At 51.8% G+C, this 18,686-nt stretch carries 13 protein-coding genes; 5 read left to right on the forward strand and 8 right to left on the reverse strand.

Annotation, left to right across the window (positions count from 1 at the left end):
- Positions 1 to 103 precede the first annotated feature (103 nt).
- From A7Z06_RS21935 to cusR, 7 genes are all read right to left on the reverse strand, one after another.
- Positions 104 to 394, reverse strand: a complete 291-nt coding sequence (locus tag A7Z06_RS21935) for a hypothetical protein (RefSeq protein WP_241957194.1) — start codon at positions 392 to 394, stop codon at positions 104 to 106.
- Positions 391 to 777 carry a hypothetical protein gene (locus A7Z06_RS21940; protein ID WP_241957195.1) on the reverse strand — a complete coding sequence of 129 codons (387 nt, stop codon included), beginning with the start codon at positions 775 to 777 and terminating at the stop codon, positions 391 to 393. Before A7Z06_RS21940 ends, A7Z06_RS21935 begins: the two co-directional genes overlap by 4 nt.
- A 324-nt stretch (positions 778 to 1,101) precedes the next feature.
- Positions 1,102 to 1,992 carry a DUF4434 family protein gene (locus A7Z06_RS03230; RefSeq protein ID WP_001228559.1) on the reverse strand — a complete coding sequence of 297 codons (891 nt, stop codon included), beginning with the start codon at positions 1,990 to 1,992 and terminating at the stop codon, positions 1,102 to 1,104.
- Complete coding sequence (nfrA, locus tag A7Z06_RS03235) at positions 1,993 to 4,965, reverse strand: bacteriophage adsorption protein NfrA (protein ID WP_105279339.1); 2,973 nt, start codon at positions 4,963 to 4,965, stop codon at positions 1,993 to 1,995.
- Positions 4,952 to 7,189, reverse strand: coding sequence for a cyclic di-3',5'-guanylate-activated glycosyltransferase NfrB (nfrB, locus tag A7Z06_RS03240; RefSeq protein ID WP_105279340.1), 2,238 nt, complete (start codon positions 7,187 to 7,189; stop codon positions 4,952 to 4,954). The genes nfrA and nfrB overlap by 14 nt, the downstream gene beginning before the upstream one ends.
- A 149-nt stretch (positions 7,190 to 7,338) precedes the next feature.
- Positions 7,339 to 8,781 (reverse strand): Cu(+)/Ag(+) sensor histidine kinase CusS, encoded by a 1,443-nt coding sequence (gene cusS / locus A7Z06_RS03245; RefSeq protein WP_000157200.1) that lies wholly within the window; start codon positions 8,779 to 8,781, stop codon positions 7,339 to 7,341.
- The gene (gene cusR / locus A7Z06_RS03250) at positions 8,771 to 9,454 is read right to left on the reverse strand and encodes a copper response regulator transcription factor CusR (RefSeq protein WP_000770960.1); all 684 of its coding nucleotides are present in this window, start codon (positions 9,452 to 9,454) and stop codon (positions 8,771 to 8,773) included. The genes cusS and cusR overlap by 11 nt, the downstream gene beginning before the upstream one ends.
- 156 nt (positions 9,455 to 9,610) lie before the next feature.
- On the opposite strand from cusR, the gene cusC reads away from it, so the two are divergent.
- From cusC to pheP, 5 genes are all read left to right on the forward strand, one after another.
- Positions 9,611 to 10,987, forward strand: coding sequence for a Cu(+)/Ag(+) efflux RND transporter outer membrane channel CusC (gene cusC, locus A7Z06_RS03255; protein WP_000074272.1), 1,377 nt, complete (start codon positions 9,611 to 9,613; stop codon positions 10,985 to 10,987).
- Between the two features lie 29 nt (positions 10,988 to 11,016).
- Positions 11,017 to 11,349, forward strand: coding sequence for a Cu(+)/Ag(+) efflux RND transporter periplasmic metallochaperone CusF (cusF, locus tag A7Z06_RS03260; protein ID WP_000709870.1), 333 nt, complete (start codon positions 11,017 to 11,019; stop codon positions 11,347 to 11,349).
- A 15-nt stretch (positions 11,350 to 11,364) separates the two neighbouring features.
- Positions 11,365 to 12,588, forward strand: coding sequence for a Cu(+)/Ag(+) efflux RND transporter periplasmic adaptor subunit CusB (gene cusB / locus A7Z06_RS03265; protein ID WP_000717130.1), 1,224 nt, complete (start codon positions 11,365 to 11,367; stop codon positions 12,586 to 12,588).
- Between the two features lie 11 nt (positions 12,589 to 12,599).
- Entirely contained in the window at positions 12,600 to 15,737 is a 3,138-nt protein-coding gene (gene cusA, locus A7Z06_RS03270; protein ID WP_105279341.1) for a Cu(+)/Ag(+) efflux RND transporter permease subunit CusA, read from the forward strand.
- A 243-nt stretch (positions 15,738 to 15,980) separates the two neighbouring features.
- Positions 15,981 to 17,357, forward strand: coding sequence for a phenylalanine transporter (gene pheP, locus A7Z06_RS03275; RefSeq protein WP_105279342.1), 1,377 nt, complete (start codon positions 15,981 to 15,983; stop codon positions 17,355 to 17,357).
- Between the two features lie 67 nt (positions 17,358 to 17,424).
- Here the strand turns inward: pheP and ybdG are convergent, their stop codons facing one another.
- Positions 17,425 to 18,672: a mechanosensitive ion channel YbdG gene (gene ybdG / locus A7Z06_RS03280; protein ID WP_001153137.1), complete on the reverse strand. Its 1,248-nt coding sequence runs from the start codon at positions 18,670 to 18,672 to the stop codon at positions 17,425 to 17,427.
- Positions 18,673 to 18,686 lie beyond the last annotated feature (14 nt).

Here is an 18,686-nt window from a genome sequence, read left to right on the forward strand (position 1 = left end):
GATAACCACCCGCTGAACGGGTGGTTATGCGTAAGTTTAATTTTATAATTTCAGTGAATGTTTACGCTGTAATAATACAAATGATAGTGGACAAAAAGTACAATCAGTTGATAGAGTCACCGTAGGATGCTACTGCCTGAGCGGTGAGTCCCCCGCTCAATACCTGTCTGACTCCATCATTTTTCAGCCAATAATAAATATTATTTTCTTTATTAAAAGCGTAAATTCTACAAATACCGCCAATCTCATTATTTGTATTCCATCCACTATTAGCTACATTGCCCCACTCCTGGTAAAGACCTGCGTTAACTTCTCGCGAGATAATATGACCTGAATTATGATCATTATAATCGTAACTATCGATATCCTGTGCTTCAGGAAATTCTCCGTTCATGCTCTCAACCCATGGTAAAATCTTTTGAATTGAATCATAAGTTTCAATGCTGTATTTAAAAAACGCTTAACAGTAAAAATATAAATACCGGCAGTTTTGTTCGTTGATTTATCAGTGGCGAAAATAGCAAAAATCTTCCCAATACACTTTTCGTCAACGTCAGGAAAAGTTACTGTGCCATCCTGACTGACCGCCAGAACATTATTGTCTGCATCAGTGCTACAGCTCCATTTTACCTTGTCATTATTAACCGGGTCATTATCAATAACCATCTTAAAGGTGGCGCCTGGAAACAAGCAGTTAGGAAAATGGTAACCATTCTTCATATCATTGTTAATATCATAGATATGGTTGTCAACTAAAACGCCTGTAATTTTACTCATCTTTGACTCTCTTTGTTTATTAAATAAAAGGTTTTATTCCTGTGTAAAGGAATATGCTGATGTTATTGCAATCAATGAATGATTGTTCTTATTTACAGGTTATATAGTGGCATGAATATGATTATATAATGCCTCTGAGTAGTGGCTGCACCGGTTATTTGTGTCACGGCTATCTTCTTATTGGCTATGCAGGTCGTAGTGGGGCAAAACCGAGACGCATAAAATGCGTTGAAAAAAGAGAATCTGCTAAACAATTAATACAAACAGGATTCTGATTAGGAAAGTGAAAAGGAAGGGAGCAAGCAAAGTTGCTCCCTTAAACAATTAATATTCGAGGATGCCACGCGCGACGGGCAAATAGCGCAGGGAGAAATAGAGCGCGTCTTTGCCGCAGGCGGAACGTTTTGCTAATAGCGAGGCGATCTCCGCATCCGGTTTTGGTTTAGCTTCAAACGTTTTACCTTTGCCCGCGACAAACAGTTCATAAACAATGCCGCTGGCGGGTGAGGAAGCCTGGCAATCTGCACTGGCTTGCAGATAACGTTCGCGCTGCCCGGCGGTGAGTTTATCCACGCCGCTGCCATCCTGTACCCAGACATTAACGCCGGTTGCTTTAACTTGTTCCAGCAGTTGCCGATAGCCATCGGGCGACATATTTCCGGCGAAGAAACTACTGATATAAACCGGTTTTGCCGAAACATCACTAAGCAGTCGCTGAGCATTGTTTAACCATTTCAGCAATGGCTGACGGGCGGCTTCGCTGCGCCAGTTCAGATCGTCAATTTCCGCACTGATGTACCAGCCATCCGGCGTTACGCCCGGTGCGGCGCTCCATAATCTGGCTTGCTGGAGATCGGCCGCCAGCAGGCGATTAAGATAGCTCTCCAGCGCCGCAGATGACTGCTTCTGATGCATAAAAAATTCCGGATCGGCATTCAGGCCAACAATCAGCTTCAGGCCAGCGTGCTGCGCTGCCGCTGCTCGTCTGAACAATAATGCACGCTGTTCTGGCTGGGTGAACGCATCGCCGTAACGGGTCCATTGCAGAATCAGGGTGTCGAATCCTTGCAAATGCAACTGACTCATCAGTCCCTGCCACTGGGCGTCGGTGACCTGACTGTCACGATTTTGCGGTTGCCAGATGATACCTTTCATCGCAAAGGAAAAAGGGCTGACCAGCAGCAGTGTCAGCATTACGAAAATTAACTTACGCATTTACCAGTGCACTCCAATGGTGAGAAACGCGTTGTTGCGCTCCCCGCTACGTTGATTAATCGCCTTAAAGGTATGCTGATATTCGACGCCGAGACTGACTTTGTGCGGCCAGGCATCATAGTGCGTCTCGCCGGTCCAGATATTCCAGCGCACGCCAACACCGCCAAGCTGCGCGCCCTGAGTGCCTTTATCACGATAGCCGTTGTCCTGAACGTGAGCGTAAGGCTCAATGGTTTGTCCGTTCGCCACCTTCTGATGCCAGCTCACGCGATAATCTGCCGTCCACGCCTGAATATCCTGGCGGACATATTGCGCCGCATCGAGATACAGGTTTTGGGCAAACCAGCCTGAACCGTTCGGGTGCCACTCGTCGCTGTATTTGCCGCCGTTAAAGAACGAGGCACTGGCGCGCAGCATGGTATCGGAGGCGCCATTTTGTCCGTTCAGCGGCAACTGCTGTTCAACGGCGAGGAAAAAGATTTGGTCGCGCAGGGGCTTCCAGCGCAGGCCGGTGCCGGACATCGGATTTTTCACCGGCATTGCTACACCGTTTTCTCCGGTATCGGCAAAGACGCGGCTGTAAACCGAAAGCAGGTCGCCTTCCAGCAGCATATTGCGCCCGATGCGGTACTCGGCTTCCAGTTGCGCGTAGCTACGATAGCTTTTCCCTGGCGCAGCGCCGCCAACATTGTTGTTAGCGGTACTCATCGCCCCGGAACGCAAGCCGATGGAAGAATCGAAACTGAACGTCCAGCGGCGACCGACATCTTCATGCAGACGGCGGAAATTGAAGCGTTGCTGATTTTGCTCTGGCGTAAGTGGGGTTATCAGCGCCTGGTTATCAATATCATCAATCACCAGTCGGGCGTACTGTTGTGTTGCAGGCATATCATCCAGACGCTGGTTCACGTAGGCCAGTTGTCGGATCAGTGCCGGATCGTCCGGCAATCCTTTATGTGCCTGTTCCAGCATTTCCCGCGATTGCGCGATATCACCGCTATCCCACAAGGCGTAACCGAGCGCCGCCTGGGTATTGCTGTTATTGGGTTCCAGTTCCAGAGCGGCGCGCAAATCGCTCACCGCCGCTGAGACATTATGACGTTGGCGATAAATCGTCGCCCGCGCAACGTAAGCGTTAGCAGAAGGTGCAATGTTAATTGAGCGCGTGAGATCGTTCAGTGCGAGTTCCGGCTGACCAGGAATATAACGTTGTGCATGTAGCCACCAGTACAGAGCATTGTTTCCCAGCCCGCGTTGTTCTGCCTGCTGAAGCCAGCGATCGCGAGCCGCGCCATTTCCTGCCGCCTGAGCGGTATTGGCGGCAGCAAGTAGATCTTCATTGCTCATGTCGTGAAGGCTGATTTTCTGCCAGGCCGCCAGTGCGGTGGCGTAGTCCTCAACCTGATACGCCTGATAAGCCACCGCGCGATGTTGCCAGGCGTTCGGTTGCCGTTGTTCGGCCTGAAGCCATGCATACAACGCCACACCGGGTAGCGTGTCCCGATAACACTTCGCCAGACGGTTCCAGGCCGCAGCATCGTAGGAAGGCGACATATCGCCCAGCAGGCGGACTATCGCCGGGCAATTATCTGCAATACCCGGCAACTGACTTTGCCACTGACGTTGCTCCGCCAGCGGCAAGGGTTTCGATAAAATCGCCACTTTCGCCGGAGTTGCCAGGTAAGGATGACTTTCCAGCAGAGACGCCAGTCGCGCCATTAGAGTCTGGCTGACACGCGCATCGCCCTGGAAAGGATAGCGGTGCAGCAATAAATCGGCAGCTTCGCGTGACTGCTCGTTCTGCATCAGTTGCCAGGTCAGTTGATCCAGGCGGGTAAGATTTGCCGGTTCTTGCTGATACAGCAATCGTGCCAGACGCAGAGCTTCAGCCTTGTTACGGGTCGCTACGCTAACGGCATAACGCTCCTCAAGCATTTCATTGGTGGGGAGGGTGGCGAGCAGTTTTTGCGCTGCGTCGTACTGACCTTCTTTTAAAAGCACCGGTAGCGTTGCGCCAACAACATACTGGCGGTTATCGGCAAACTGCACCGTATAATTCGCCAACGCCTGAACGGGGTTGGCGCTGTATTTAGATAACAGATAGAGCCAACTTTTCTCTTGTGCGTCCGTGGTAAACAGCGGCTTATTTTCAATGAGATAATGCTGGAGGCGTGCTTTCTCGCCACGATAAGCCAGCGCGGTCGCGTAAGTAATATATGACTGTGGATCGGTGAAGATCCCCTGTGATTGCAGCGCCAGGATCCGATCGTCCAGCTGCCCGGCAAGAAGCACGTCAAACCACTGACGGCGTTCTGCCGCGTTTAATGTATTTTGTTGCCGTGATTCACTGAATAACGCTTCTGCCAGCGGCCACTGCTTGAGGTAGATTGCGCGGTGCAGCAGATCGGTACGCAACGTTTTTCCTTCCGGCGATGCGGCAAACTTCGCATCGTTCAGTTGCGCTCTGGCGACAGGCAACTGTGCCAGTCGCAGGGCATTCTGCCCGACTTCACTGCGACAACGCAGGGTCGGCTCAGCATCGCACGCTTTTTGCTGAGCCAGCAGTTCTTCAACGGTATTAACGGTTTTGACTTCTACTGGAATAGCCGCAAGATTGCGTTCAAGGCGGGCATCACCAGGATGACGTTTCAGTTGATCTTCAAGCAACAGCCGCGCGCGATCATCATGACCAAAATGGCGATAGGCTTCCGCCAGATATAACGTCAACGGAATATTATCCGGCACCTGCTGATGAATATATTCAAATTCGCGGATGGCGGTTGCTTCGTCGTTATTTTTCTGTGCCTTTAGCGCCTTATCGAGACGGGGATAAATAACAAAATGGCGATAGTCGCTAAGCCCCAGCTCTTCTGCGCTGGTGCCGATAGTGTCTGCGAGTGCGCTGGTACTCAATAAAGACGTCAGCAGTAAACCAGACCATCCGATGACGCGATTAAGGTTATTCTCCTTCATTTTCGGACTCCAGTTGCGCAACCTGTTCTGTGTTTAAACCTGCTTTGAGTAATAGTGATTGCATCGAAACTTGTAATTCGCGTTGAATTGTCAGGACGCGATCCAACGTTTCCTGGCTGATAACGCCTTCGGTGACCAAAAATTTACCGAGCGGCAGTGAGCTGCGTTCATGGCGCAATAACAACACGTTAATTGCAGAACGATTAATATGGCCGAGCGTGGTCAGTATTTCGGCGAACAGGAACTGATGCGGTACATATTGCTGCCAGATGTCGCTGGCCTGCTGTTCAGTGAGCCATTGCTGCTGAACCGCATTGTGCAACATTGCTCGTGGGTCATAACCGCGACGACGCGCATACCAGTGACGTAAACCGGTGACGATTTGCCCGCGCAGAACAATGACGTAACGCACCTTGCGTCCGACCTTACGTGTCAGAGCCGCCAGTGAAACCGGATCGATACCATCTTCGCTGCCGACAATTAACTCATCGTTTTCCAGACGCAGCGGCAGTACCGCATAATGTAGCGCCACGGACGCAGGCATTTCGGCAATCAGCGAGGAAGGGATCTGCCAGGCATCGATCGATTCCCACGCCACGCCGTTTTGCTCCGCCAGTGCCTGCGCCAGTTGCTCGGCGCTAATCAATCCCTGCATCAGCATCGAACCGCCGAGGCGTAGACCTTCAACACGATTACGCAGTGCTGTATCGAGTTGCTCTTCAGTGATGACCTGATTTTCCAGCAGGATTTGACCTAACGGGCGCAACGAACGGGTATCGCCAGTCACGCTGGGGAAATCATGCGTCGTTTTATCCCATGCCACGCGACGCGGGTCGCCGTGCTGAAGAACCTGTTTCAACGTGCGCCAGTTGGCCATAAAGTTAATCAGGTTGCCCCAGAATAGCCGCAGGACGGAGAGTAAACCTTGCGTCAGGCCGTAGTAGCCAGTGACAAAAATCACCCGTTGCACAATGCGGTTGATCATCAAGCCAAAGTTTAGCCACAGCAGGGTCATTAACCATGCGCTGCCGCTGAAAATAGAAAGAAAATGCCAGGCATCGGAGCACAAACTTTCATACGCCATCAACAGCAAAAGCTGGAGCATCACCAGCATCGCGAGGAAGCTGACAAAGTTACTGATTGCCCCTTTGCGGTCGCGCCAGAGAAAGTAGTTCAGCGTCAGGCTGGAGGTCCATTTGTGGGTTTTAAAGCCCTGGAAAACAATGCCGATGATCCAGCGAGATTTTTGTCGAACCGCAGTCGAAAAGGTATCGGGGAAATATTCGCGCACGCAGATCATGTTTGACGTCCGCGCGTGCTGTAAAAATTTACGCTGCTCGCGTTCTTTGGCTTCGTCCACCACCGGAAAACGGACAAAAATTTCCGTCATACCTTTTTCTTTCAGGCGGAAACCAATATCGTAATCTTCGGTAAGACTCTGCACGTCGAAAGCGATACCGTCACCGTCGGCTAACAGCGCGGTCACGGCGCGGCGGCTGAAGCAGGTGCCGACGCCTGCGCTAGGCACCTGTCCGGCGAGAGCTTCACGCACCGGAACATCTTTGCCATGCAGTTCTGAAAATTCATCGATATAGGTCATGCTGGTGAAGTGTGTCCATTCGCGTTCAAACGGATACACCGGGATCTGAATCAGATCTTTACGCTCGACCAGATAGTTGAACAGACGCAATTCCATCGGTGAAATCACATCTTCGGCGTCATGCAGAATAAAACCAGCAAAAGCGAAATTGGCGCTACGTTCAAACTGGGTGATGGCGTCCAGCACGTTGTTCAGACAGTCGGCTTTGCTGGTGGGGCCAGGACGCGCGCAGATTACCTTATGCACATTCGGGAAGCGAGCGCACACTTCGTCAACATCACGCTGAGTATCGGGGTCGTTGGGGTAGGTGCCAACAAAGATATGATAGTTTTCGTAGTCGAGCGTGGTCGCCGCCAGCTCGGCCATATTGCCGATGACGCCCGTTTCATTCCACGCCGGAACCATAATCGCTAACGGTTTTTCATCTGGTTTATACAGTTCGCGGTAACTCATTCGCGGGTAGCGGCGATAAACACTCAACTTGCGTTTAATGCGGCGTACCCAGTAGACGACATCAATAAAAAAATCGTCCAGCCCGCTGATGAACATGATGACCGCTAACGTTATCGCGATTACTTTTAAGCCGTAGAGCCAGGTAGCAAAAACATCAAGAAGCCAGTCCACACAAAAACCTTACATTAACGCTGGTTATGTTTAGGGTGGCGTATATTAAGGTTTTTTATGAATTGTGACAGCTTTTTACCATTAATAGGTATGACTATTGCGGCACGTTATTTTTACACTGGTTATAAAAGTTGCCGTTTGCTGAATAATTAAGCGGGTAATGTGATAATAAACCTTGTCCCCCGCGCATCTGACGTTACTGCAACCGTGCCTTTATGCGCGACAACTATCGATTTCACTATCGCCAGACCAATGCCGCTACCTTCGCCTTTTCGCTGACGGGAGGGGTCAACGCGATAGAAACGGTCAAACAATCGCGGTAAGTGCTCGGGCGCAATGGGCGTACCGGGGTTTTCGACGGTAACTTGCACCTGGTGATCGACCGTCTGGCAGCGCACTACAATTGCCTCTCCGGGTGGCGTATAACGCAGGGCATTAGAAAGCAGGTTGCTTAACGCCCGACGCAGCATCAGCGGATCGCCCGCAACCTGACATTCGTCGCCAACAAACCGCAACTCCACGCCGCGATCTTCCGCTAACGCCTCGAAAAAATCGAACACTTTGCCGACTTCATCTGCCAGGTTGAGCATTTTCTTTTCGGGAATTAACTGGTTGTTATCGGCCTGGGCGAGAAACAGCATATCGCTGACCATTTTCGCCATTCGCGTCAGCTCTTCGAGATTAGAGTAGAGCACATCTTCCAGTTCCTTCTGGCTGCGCGACTGGCTGAGGGCGATTTCCGTTTGCGTAATGAGATTAGTAATCGGCGTGCGAATTTCGTGGGCGATATCCGCTGAGAAATTGGACTGGCGGGTAAAGACATCCTCAATACGCTCGATCATATGGTTGAACGACAGTACCAACTGTTCCAGCTCAATCGGCACGGTCTGCGGGTCAAGGCGAACATCGAGATCTTTTGAAGTAATGTTCTGGATCTGACGACTGACGCTGCGAATTGGCGAATGGCCTTTATGTACCGCCAACAGCACGATAAAGACGATCAGGATGCTGATGATCGATGCGGTCATAATAAGTTTATTCATCAAATCATTTATGTAATGAAGATGAAAATCGATCGATAGCGCGATATAGAGCGTATAAGCAGGTTTGCCGTCCACCAGCGGGCCAACCGGCAAGCTAATCATCCGCCAGTTGCTGTGTTCCATATGCCCATGACCGTGGCCCGGCATCATCATCGTCGGGCCAGAAAGGAGATATACCTCGCCGCCCCGTGCGTCTTTATCGGGTATGGCGTCGCGCGCAAACTCGCGGATATCCGGCGCGTCGGGGGAGTGATACACCGTTTTTCCGTGGCTATCTGCCAGGGAAATCAACACGTTGGAATAACCACTGACAATGTCTTCCAGCGTCATTAAGCGTCGGGCTTGTGTCTCTTCGGGATGATTAAGAACGCGCTTTAGCGTGGTGCTAATCTCTTTTAAATCATTAATATCCTGCTCGGCAAAATGCACCTTTACCGAGTGGATCATGATCCATGCGAAGGCGAAAAATGCCGCGATGGTGGCAAGGCTGATAAAAAAGGTCAGGCGGGTTGCCAGCGAAAACGGGCGCTGAAACGGCTTACTGGCCATCCGGCACCTCGAGCATGTAACCCACGCCGCGCACGGTCTGAATCAGCTTTGGTTCAAAGTCGTTGTCGATTTTGCCGCGCAGCCGCTTCACCGCCACATCAATGGCGTTGGTATCGCTGTCAAAATTCATGTCCCATACCTGCGAGGCGATAAGCGAGCGGGGCAGCACTTCGCCCTGATGGCGGAGGAAAAACTCCAGCAGAGTAAATTCTTTACTGGTCAAAGTGATGCGCGTGCCGCTGCGGGTGACTTTGCGGCTGACGAGATCGACCATCAAATCGGCAACCTGAAACTGACTTTCGATAATCACCGCCGCCCCGCGCCGCAGTAGAGTGCGCACCCGCGCCAGCAGTTCAGCAAAAGCGAACGGCTTCACCAGGTAGTCATCCGCTCCCAGCTCCAGTCCCTTGACGCGATGTTCAATCGTACCCAGCGCGCTGAGCAACAGAATCGGCATCCCTTTATTGGCAGAACGCAACATGCGCACGATATCCCAGCCGTTCACGTCCGGCAGCATAATATCGAGGATTATCAGGTTATAATCACCGGTCATCGCCAGATGGTAGCCATTCAGCCCGTTGTCGGCTAAATCGACCACAAAACCGGCTTCGGTTAACCCTTTGGTTAGGTATTCGCCAGTTTTCTTTTCATCTTCGACAATCAACAGTTTCATATTTCCTCCGCATGTTGCCCGGGCAATTCTAGAGGAGCGGGATCAGATGGCAATCGCTTATTGGCAAAATGACAATTTTGTCATTTTCCTGTCACCGGAAAATCAGAGCCTGGAGGGTAAAGTTGGCGGCATAAAATCACTAAAAATTATGTGCCTATGTCTCCTTGTAAACTTCTGACATTTTGTGTGGGTCTTGTGCTAACCGGTTGTTCGCTGGCACCGGATTATCAGCGTCCGGCAATGCCCGTGCCGCAGCAGTTCTCACTCAGCCAGAACGGGCTGGTTAACGCAGCAGATAACTATCAGAACGCGGGCTGGCGCACCTTTTTTGTTGATAATCAGGTGAAGACGCTGATTAGCGAGGCGCTGGTGAATAACCGGGATTTGCGCATGGCGACGCTGAAAGTGCAGGAAGCGCGTGCGCAATATCGTCTGACCGATGCCGATCGCTACCCACAGCTCAATGGCGAGGGCAGCGGTAGCTGGAGCGGCAATCTTCAGGGCGATTCGGCTACGACGCGGGAGTTCTCGACTGGCCTTAACGCCAGCTTTGACCTCGATTTTTTCGGTCGCTTAAAGAACATGAGCGAAGCCGAGCGACAAAATTATTTAGCCTCTGAGGAAGCTCAGCGCGCGGTGCATATTCTGCTGGTTTCTAATGTCGCGCAAAGCTATTTCAATCAGCAGCTGGCGTATGCGCAATTGCAAATAGCCGAAGAAACGCTGCGTAATTATCAGCAGTCATATGCGTTTGTCGAAAAACAACTGTTAACCGGTAGCAGCAATGTTCTGGCGCTGGAACAGGCTCGCGGGGTGATAGAAAGTACCCGCAGTGACATCGCTAAACGTCAGGGGGAACTGGCGCAGGCGAATAATGCATTGCAACTGTTACTGGGAAGCTACGGCAAGCTGCCGCAAGCGCAGACAGCGGATAGCGACAGCCTGCAAAGTGTTAAATTACCGGCGGACTTGTCGTCACAAATCTTGTTGCAGCGCCCGGATATTATGGAAGCTGAACACGCGTTAATGGCGGCTAATGCCAATATTGGCGCTGCGCGTGCGGCATTTTTCCCGTCTATAAGCCTGACCAGCGGAATATCGACCGCTAGTAGCGAACTGTCGTCATTATTTAACGCCAGCAGCGGGATGTGGAATTTTATTCCCAAAATTGAGATCCCCATTTTTAATGCCGGGCGCAACCAGGCCAATCTGGATATCGCCGAAATTCGCCAGCAGCAGTCGGTAGTGAATTATGAACAGAAAATCCAGAACGCCTTTAAAGAAGTGGCAGATGCGCTGGCATTACGTCAAAGCCTGAATGATCAAATTAGCGCCCAGCAGCGTTATCTGGCGTCGCTACAAATTACCCTGCAACGGGCGCGGGCATTATATCAGCACGGCGCGGTAAGTTATCTGGAAGTGCTGGATGCCGAACGTTCTTTATTTGCAACCCGACAAGCTTTACTCGACCTGAATTATGCCCGTCAGGTTAACGAAATTTCTTTATATACCGCACTTGGTGGCGGTTGGTAGCAGTAATTTTTAACTCCAGGAGAGAATAAATGAAAAAAGCACTGCAAGTCGCAATGTTCAGTCTGTTTACCGTTATTGGCTTTAATGCCCAGGCTAACGAACATCATCATGAAACCATGAGCGAAGCACAACCACAGGTCATTAGTGCCACCGGCGTGGTAAAAGGCATTGATCTGGAAAGCAAAAAAATCACCATCCATCACGATCCGATTGCCGCAGTCAACTGGCCGGAGATGACCATGCGTTTTACCATCACCCCGCAGACGAAAATGAGCGAAATTAAAACCGGCGACAAAGTGGCGTTTAATTTTGTCCAGCAGGGCAATCTCTCTTTATTACAGGATATTAAAGTCAGCCAGTAACCCAGGTTTAATTCAATGAAAAAAATCGCGCTTATTATCGGCAGCATGATCGCGGGCGGCATTATTTCTGCGGCGGGTTTTACCTGGTTTGCAAAGGCGGAACCGCCAGTGGAAAAAACGCCAACCGCAGAACGTAAAATCTTATTCTGGTACGACCCGATGTATCCCAATACGCGGTTCGATAAACCGGGTAAATCGCCGTTTATGGATATGGATCTGGTGCCGAAATATGCCGATGAAGAGAGTTCTACGTCTGGTGTGCGCATTGACCCGACTCAGACGCAGAACCTTGGGGTGAAAACGGCTACCGTCACGCGCGGGTCGCTGACGTTTGCCCAGAGTTTCCCGGCGAATGTCAGTTACAACGAGTATCAGTTTGCCATTGTACAGGCTCGCGCCGCCGGGTTTATCGACAAAGTTTATCCGCTTACCGTGGGCGATAAAGTGCAAAAGGGCGCGCCGCTTCTCGACCTGACCATTCCCGACTGGGTGGAAGCGCAGAGTGAGTATTTACTGCTGCGCGAAACCGGCGGCACGGCCACCCAGACCGAAGGTATTCTTGAACGTCTGCGGCTGGCGGGAATGCCGGAGGCGGATATTCGCCGCCTGATCGCCACGCAAAAAATCCAGACTCGCTTTACGCTCAAAGCGCCCATTGATGGCGTGATCACCGCGTTTGATCTGCGCGCGGGAATGAATATCGCCAAAGATAACGTGGTAGCGAAAATTCAGGGTATGGATCCGGTGTGGGTCACTGCTGCGATCCCGGAGTCCATCGCCTGGCTGGTGAAAGATGCCTCGCAGTTTACGCTCACCGTTCCGGCGCGACCCGATAAAACGCTCACCATCCGCAAATGGACGCTACTACCGGGCGTGGATGCCGCGACCCGCACTTTGCAACTGCGTCTGGAAGTCGATAACGCCGACGAGGCACTAAAACCGGGAATGAACGCCTGGTTGCAACTCAACACCGCCAGCGAACCGATGCTGCTCATTCCGTCACAGGCGCTGATTGATACCGGCAGCGAACAGCGGGTGATTACCGTTGATGCCGACGGACGCTTTGTACCGAAACGCGTTGCCGTTTTCCAGGCCTCGCAAGGCGTCACCGCGTTACGTTCTGGTCTGGCGGAAGGTGAAAAGGTGGTTTCCAGCGGCCTGTTCCTGATTGATTCTGAAGCCAATATTTCCGGCGCACTGGAGCGGATGCGCTCTGAAAGTGCTACCCATGCGCATTGAGGGAATAACTAATGATTGAATGGATTATTCGTCGCTCGGTGGCGAACCGTTTTCTGGTACTGATGGGCGCGTTGTTTCTGAGTATCTGGGGCACCTGGACCATCATTAACACGCCAGTGGATGCGCTGCCGGATCTTTCCGATGTGCAGGTGATTATTAAAACCAGCTATCCCGGTCAGGCACCGCAAATCGTTGAAAATCAGGTGACTTATCCGCTAACCACCACCATGTTGTCGGTGCCTGGCGCGAAGACCGTGCGCGGTTTCTCGCAGTTTGGCGACTCTTATGTGTATGTCATTTTCGAAGATGGCACCGATCCGTACTGGGCGCGCTCGCGGGTGCTGGAGTACCTCAACCAGGTGCAGGGTAAGCTGCCTGCAGGAGTCAGCGCCGAGCTGGGGCCAGACGCCACGGGTGTTGGCTGGATCTATGAATACGCGCTGGTGGATCGCAGCGGTAAGCACGATCTGGCCGATTTACGCTCATTGCAGGACTGGTTTCTCAAATATGAGCTAAAAACCATCCCTGACGTTGCGGAAGTGGCGTCGGTGGGCGGTGTGGTGAAAGAGTATCAGGTGGTTATCGATCCCCAGCGCCTGGCGCAATATGGCATCAGTCTCGCTGAAGTGAAAAGCGCGCTGGATGCCTCAAACCAGGAAGCGGGTGGTTCGTCGATTGAACTGGCGGAAGCGGAATATATGGTGCGCGCCAGCGGCTATCTGCAAACGCTCGACGACTTTAATCACATCGTTTTAAAAGCCAGTGAAAATGGCGTGCCCGTTTATCTGCGTGATGTTGCGAAAGTCCAGGTAGGGCCGGAAATGCGCCGGGGCATTGCGGAACTGAACGGCGAAGGCGAAGTGGCGGGCGGAGTGGTGATCCTGCGCTCCGGCAAAAACGCCCGTGAAGTGATCGCCGCCGTGAAGGACAAGCTGGAAACGCTAAAAAGCAGTATGCCGGAAGGCGTGGAAATAGTTACAACATACGATCGCAGCCAGCTCATTGATCGCGCCATCGACAACCTCAGCGGCAAGTTGCTGGAAGAGTTTATTGTGGTGGCGATAGTCTGCGCGCTGTTTCTCTGGCATGTGCGCTCGGCGCTGGTGGCGATTATTTCGTTGCCGCTGGGGTTGTGTATTGCTTTTATTGTCATGCACTTTCAGGGACTGAACGCCAATATTATGTCGCTGGGCGGCATTGCGATTGCCGTCGGGGCGATGGTCGATGCCGCTATCGTCATGATCGAGAATGCGCATAAACGGCTGGAAGAGTGGCAGCACCAGCATCCTGACGCCACGCTGGATAATAAAACGCGCTGGCAGATTATCACCGATGCATCTGTTGAAGTGGGGCCGGCACTGTTTATCAGTCTGCTGATTATCACGTTGTCGTTTATCCCGATCTTCACCCTGGAAGGGCAGGAAGGGCGTCTGTTTGGCCCACTGGCGTTCACCAAAACCTATGCCATGGCGGGTGCGGCGCTGCTGGCGATCGTGGTGATCCCGATCCTGATGGGCTACTGGATACGTGGCAAAATTCCGCCAGAAAGCAGTAACCCGCTCAACCGTTTTTTGATTCGTATTTACCATCCGCTGTTGCTGAAAGTACTGCACTGGCCGAAAACCACGCTGCTGGTGGCGGCGCTTTCGGTGCTGACGGTTATCTGGCCGCTGAATAAAGTTGGCGGGGAATTTTTACCGCAGATCAATGAAGGCGACTTGTTATATATGCCATCGACGCTGCCGGGGATTTCCGCGTCGGAAGCAGCGAGTATGTTGCAAAAAACCGACAAGCTGATTATGAGCGTACCTGAAGTGGCGCGAGTGTTTGGCAAAACAGGGAAAGCGGAAACTGCCACCGACTCCGCTCCGCTGGAGATGGTAGAAACGACCATTCAGCTTAAGCCGCAGGATCAGTGGCGACCAGGCATGACGATGGACAAAATCATCGAAGAGCTGGATAACACCGTGCGGCTGCCGGGGCTGGCGAATCTGTGGGTGCCGCCAATCCGTAACCGCATCGACATGCTCTCGACCGGCATTAAAAGCCCCATCGGCATTAAAGTTTCCGGCACTGTGCTGGCGGATATCGACGCGATGGCGGAGCAAATTGAAGACGTGGCGCGAACGGTGCCAGGCGTGGTTTCGGCCCTTGCCGAGCGTCTGGAAGGTGGGCGCTATATTAACGTTGAGATTAACCGTGAAAAAGCCGCGCGTTACGGTATGACGGTGGCGGATGTGCAGTTGTTTGTCACCTCTGCGGTGGGCGGGGCGATGGTTGGCGAAACGGTGGAAGGAATTGCCCGTTATCCGATTAATCTGCGTTATCCGCAAAGCTGGCGCGATAGCCCGCAGGCGCTGCGACAGTTACCGATCCTGACGCCGATGAAGCAGCAAATCACCCTGGCGGACGTGGCCGACGTTAACGTCTCCACCGGACCGTCGATGCTGAAAACCGAGAATGCGCGCCCGACGAGCTGGATTTATATCGACGCCCGCGATCGTGACATGGTGTCGGTGGTTCACGATCTGCAAAAAGCGATTGCCGAGAAAGTGCAGTTGAAACCGGGCACCAGCGTGGCGTTTTCCGGTCAGTTCGAGCTACTGGAGCGCGCCAACCATAAGCTGAAACTCATGGTGCCGATGACGCTGATGATCATCTTCGTGCTGTTATATCTGGCGTTCCGTCGCGTGGGGGAAGCGTTACTGATTATCAGCAGCGTACCGTTTGCGCTGGTGGGCGGCATCTGGTTCCTGTGGTGGATGGGCTTTCATCTTTCCGTCGCGACGGGCACCGGTTTTATCGCTCTCGCCGGAGTCGCTGCCGAGTTTGGCGTGGTGATGCTGATGTATTTACGTCACGCCATAGAGGCAGAGCCGTCGCTGGATAACCCGCAGACCTTTAGCGAGCAGAAACTGGATGAGGCGTTGTATCACGGCGCGGTACTGCGCGTGCGCCCGAAAGCGATGACGGTGGCGGTGATTATCGCCGGTCTGCTGCCGATTCTGTGGGGAACGGGGGCGGGCTCAGAGGTGATGAGCCGCATCGCCGCGCCGATGATTGGCGGCATGATTACTGCACCTTTGCTGTCGCTGTTTATTATCCCGGCGGCGTATAAGCTGATGTGGCTGCACCGGCATCGGATTTAGGCAAAATTGCCTGATGCGCTACGCTTATCAGGCCTACAGCGTGAATTATAATTTATTGAATTTGCACATTTCTGTAGGCCAAATAAGGCGTTAACACCCTAATTGGCAATAACAAGGTACTTTTTGTCGGCAATTTGCATAAGAAAGGGATACCCGGTTTAACTGTGTGGATTGTGTCTTGCGACGACCAGCACTAAATGTTAAAAGGAGCCCCTCAATAAAAAAGACACACAGGGGAAAGGCGTGAAAAACGCGTCAACCGTATCGGAAGATACTGCGTCGAATCAAGAACCGACGCTTCATCGGGGATTACATAACCGTCATATTCAGCTAATTGCGCTGGGTGGCGCCATTGGTACAGGTCTGTTTCTTGGCATTGGTCCGGCGATTCAGATGGCGGGGCCGGCTGTATTGCTGGGCTACGGCGTTGCCGGGATCATCGCTTTCCTGATTATGCGCCAGCTTGGCGAAATGGTGGTTGAGGAGCCGGTATCCGGTTCATTTGCCCACTTTGCCTATAAATACTGGGGACCGTTTGCGGGCTTCCTCTCTGGCTGGAACTACTGGGTAATGTTCGTGTTGGTGGGAATGGCAGAGCTGACCGCTGCGGGCATCTATATGCAGTACTGGTTCCCGGATGTTCCAACGTGGATTTGGGCTGCCGCCTTCTTTATTATCATCAACGCCATTAACCTGGTGAACGTGCGCTTGTATGGTGAAACCGAGTTCTGGTTCGCGCTGATTAAAGTGCTGGCAATCATTGGCATGATCGGCTTTGGCCTGTGGTTACTGTTTTCTGGTCACGGCGGCGAGAAAGCCAGTATCGATAACCTCTGGCGCTACGGTGGTTTCTTTGCCACCGGCTGGAATGGGCTGATTTTGTCGCTGGCGGTGATTATGTTCTCCTTCGGCGGTCTGGAGCTGATTGGGATTACTGCCGCTGAAGCGCGCGATCCAGAAAAAAGCATCCCTAAAGCAGTGAATCAGGTCGTGTATCGCATCCTGCTGTTTTATATCGGTTCACTGGTGGTTTTACTGGCGCTCTACCCGTGGGTGGAAGTGAAATCCAACAGTAGCCCGTTTGTGATGATTTTCCATAATCTCGACAGCAACGTGGTAGCTTCTGCGCTGAACTTCGTCATTCTGGTGGCGTCGCTGTCAGTGTATAACAGCGGAGTTTACTCCAACAGCCGGATGCTGTTTGGCCTTTCCGTCCAGGGGAATGCGCCGAAGTTTTTGACTCGCGTAAGCCGTCGCGGTGTTCCGATTAACTCGCTGATGCTTTCCGGAGCGATCACTTCGCTGGTGGTGTTAATCAACTATCTGCTGCCGCAAAAAGCGTTTGGTCTGCTGATGGCGCTGGTGGTAGCAACGCTGCTGTTGAACTGGATTATGATCTGCCTGGCGCACCTGCGTTTTCGTGCGGCGATGCGACGTCAGGGGCGTGAAACCCGCTTCAAAGCTCTGATGTATCCGTTTGGCAACTATCTTTGCATTGCCTTTCTCGGCATGATTTTGCTGCTGATGTGCACAATAGATGATATGCGCTTGTCAGCGATCCTACTGCCGGTGTGGATTGTGTTCCTGTTTGTGGCGTTTAAAACGCTGCGTCGGAAATAAGGCATTCACGCTACATCCGACAAAACGATGTCCGCTCTCATCCATTCGATGAGAGCGGTTTTTTTAATTACTGCTTAAATGCACCCGCCAGAGAGCGAATATCATTGCCGGTTGGCGACTGATGAAGTCGCAGACCAAACTCTTCGACAATGGCAAATATATGGTCGAAAATATCAGCCTGAATGCTTTCATATTCCAGCCACACTACGGTATTGGTAAACGCATATATCTCAAGCGGTAAACCATTATCGCCCGGTGCAAGCTGGCGTACCATTAAGGTCATATCTTTACGAATACGTGGATGGTTACGTAGATATTCGTTCAGATAGGCACGAAATGTTCCAATATTCGTCATTCGGCGCAGGTTTAATACTGACTCCGTAGACCCTTGCTGGCGGTTCCACTCATTAATTTCCTGATGGCGGCTGGTTAAATAAGGCTTTAACAGATGCGCTTTATTCAGCCGCTGCATTTCGGTTTCATCAAGAAAGCGAATGCTGGTGACATCAATACTGATACTGCGTTTAATGCGTCGTCCACCAGAGGCTGACATTCCGCTCCAGTTTTTAAAGGAGTCAGAAACCAGAGACCAGGTGGGAATAGTGGTAATGGTATTGTCCCAGTTACGTACTTTGACGGTGGTTAAACCAATATCGATCACCGCGCCATCCGCGCCGTATTTCGGCATTTCCAGCCAGTCGCCCAGTTTCAGCATATCGTTCGCGGAAAGCTGAATACCTGCCACCAGACCAAGAATCGGATCTTTAAATACCAACATCAGCACGGCAGCCATTGCGCCAAGACCACTGATCAGAATGGTCGGTGACTGACCAATCAGCAGCGAGATCATCAAAATGCCGACCAGAATAGCGCCGATCAGCTTTATCCCCTGAAATATCCCTTTCAGCGGTAACTGTTTTGCTGCCGGGAATTTCTGCGCCAGATTTAAAATAACATCCAGCAACGAGAAGACTGAAAGCAGCGCATACATCATGATCCACAACTGTGCGCAGGTGGTCAGAATATCAGCCGCTTCGGTGCCTTTTTGCAGCCAGAATACCGCCTGAATATTGACGATAATCCCCTGCAGGGTAAAAGCTAAACGGTGAAATAGTTTATTCTGGGTAATGATTTGCAGCCACAGCCGTGAACTGGCAATGGCGCGTTTTTCGAAGGTACGTAATACCACCCAGTGCAAAATAATATGTACTACAACGGCGGTCAGAAAAATAATACCGAAAATCATCACCATTGAGGTGGTGTGATCAATCTCAATACCCGCTAAATCTTCAACCTGGGATATTAAATCCTGCATAACGTCTCCTGTAT

Source organism: Escherichia sp. MOD1-EC6819 (genome assembly GCF_002965765.1).
GTDB lineage: Bacteria > Pseudomonadota > Gammaproteobacteria > Enterobacterales > Enterobacteriaceae > Escherichia > Escherichia ruysiae.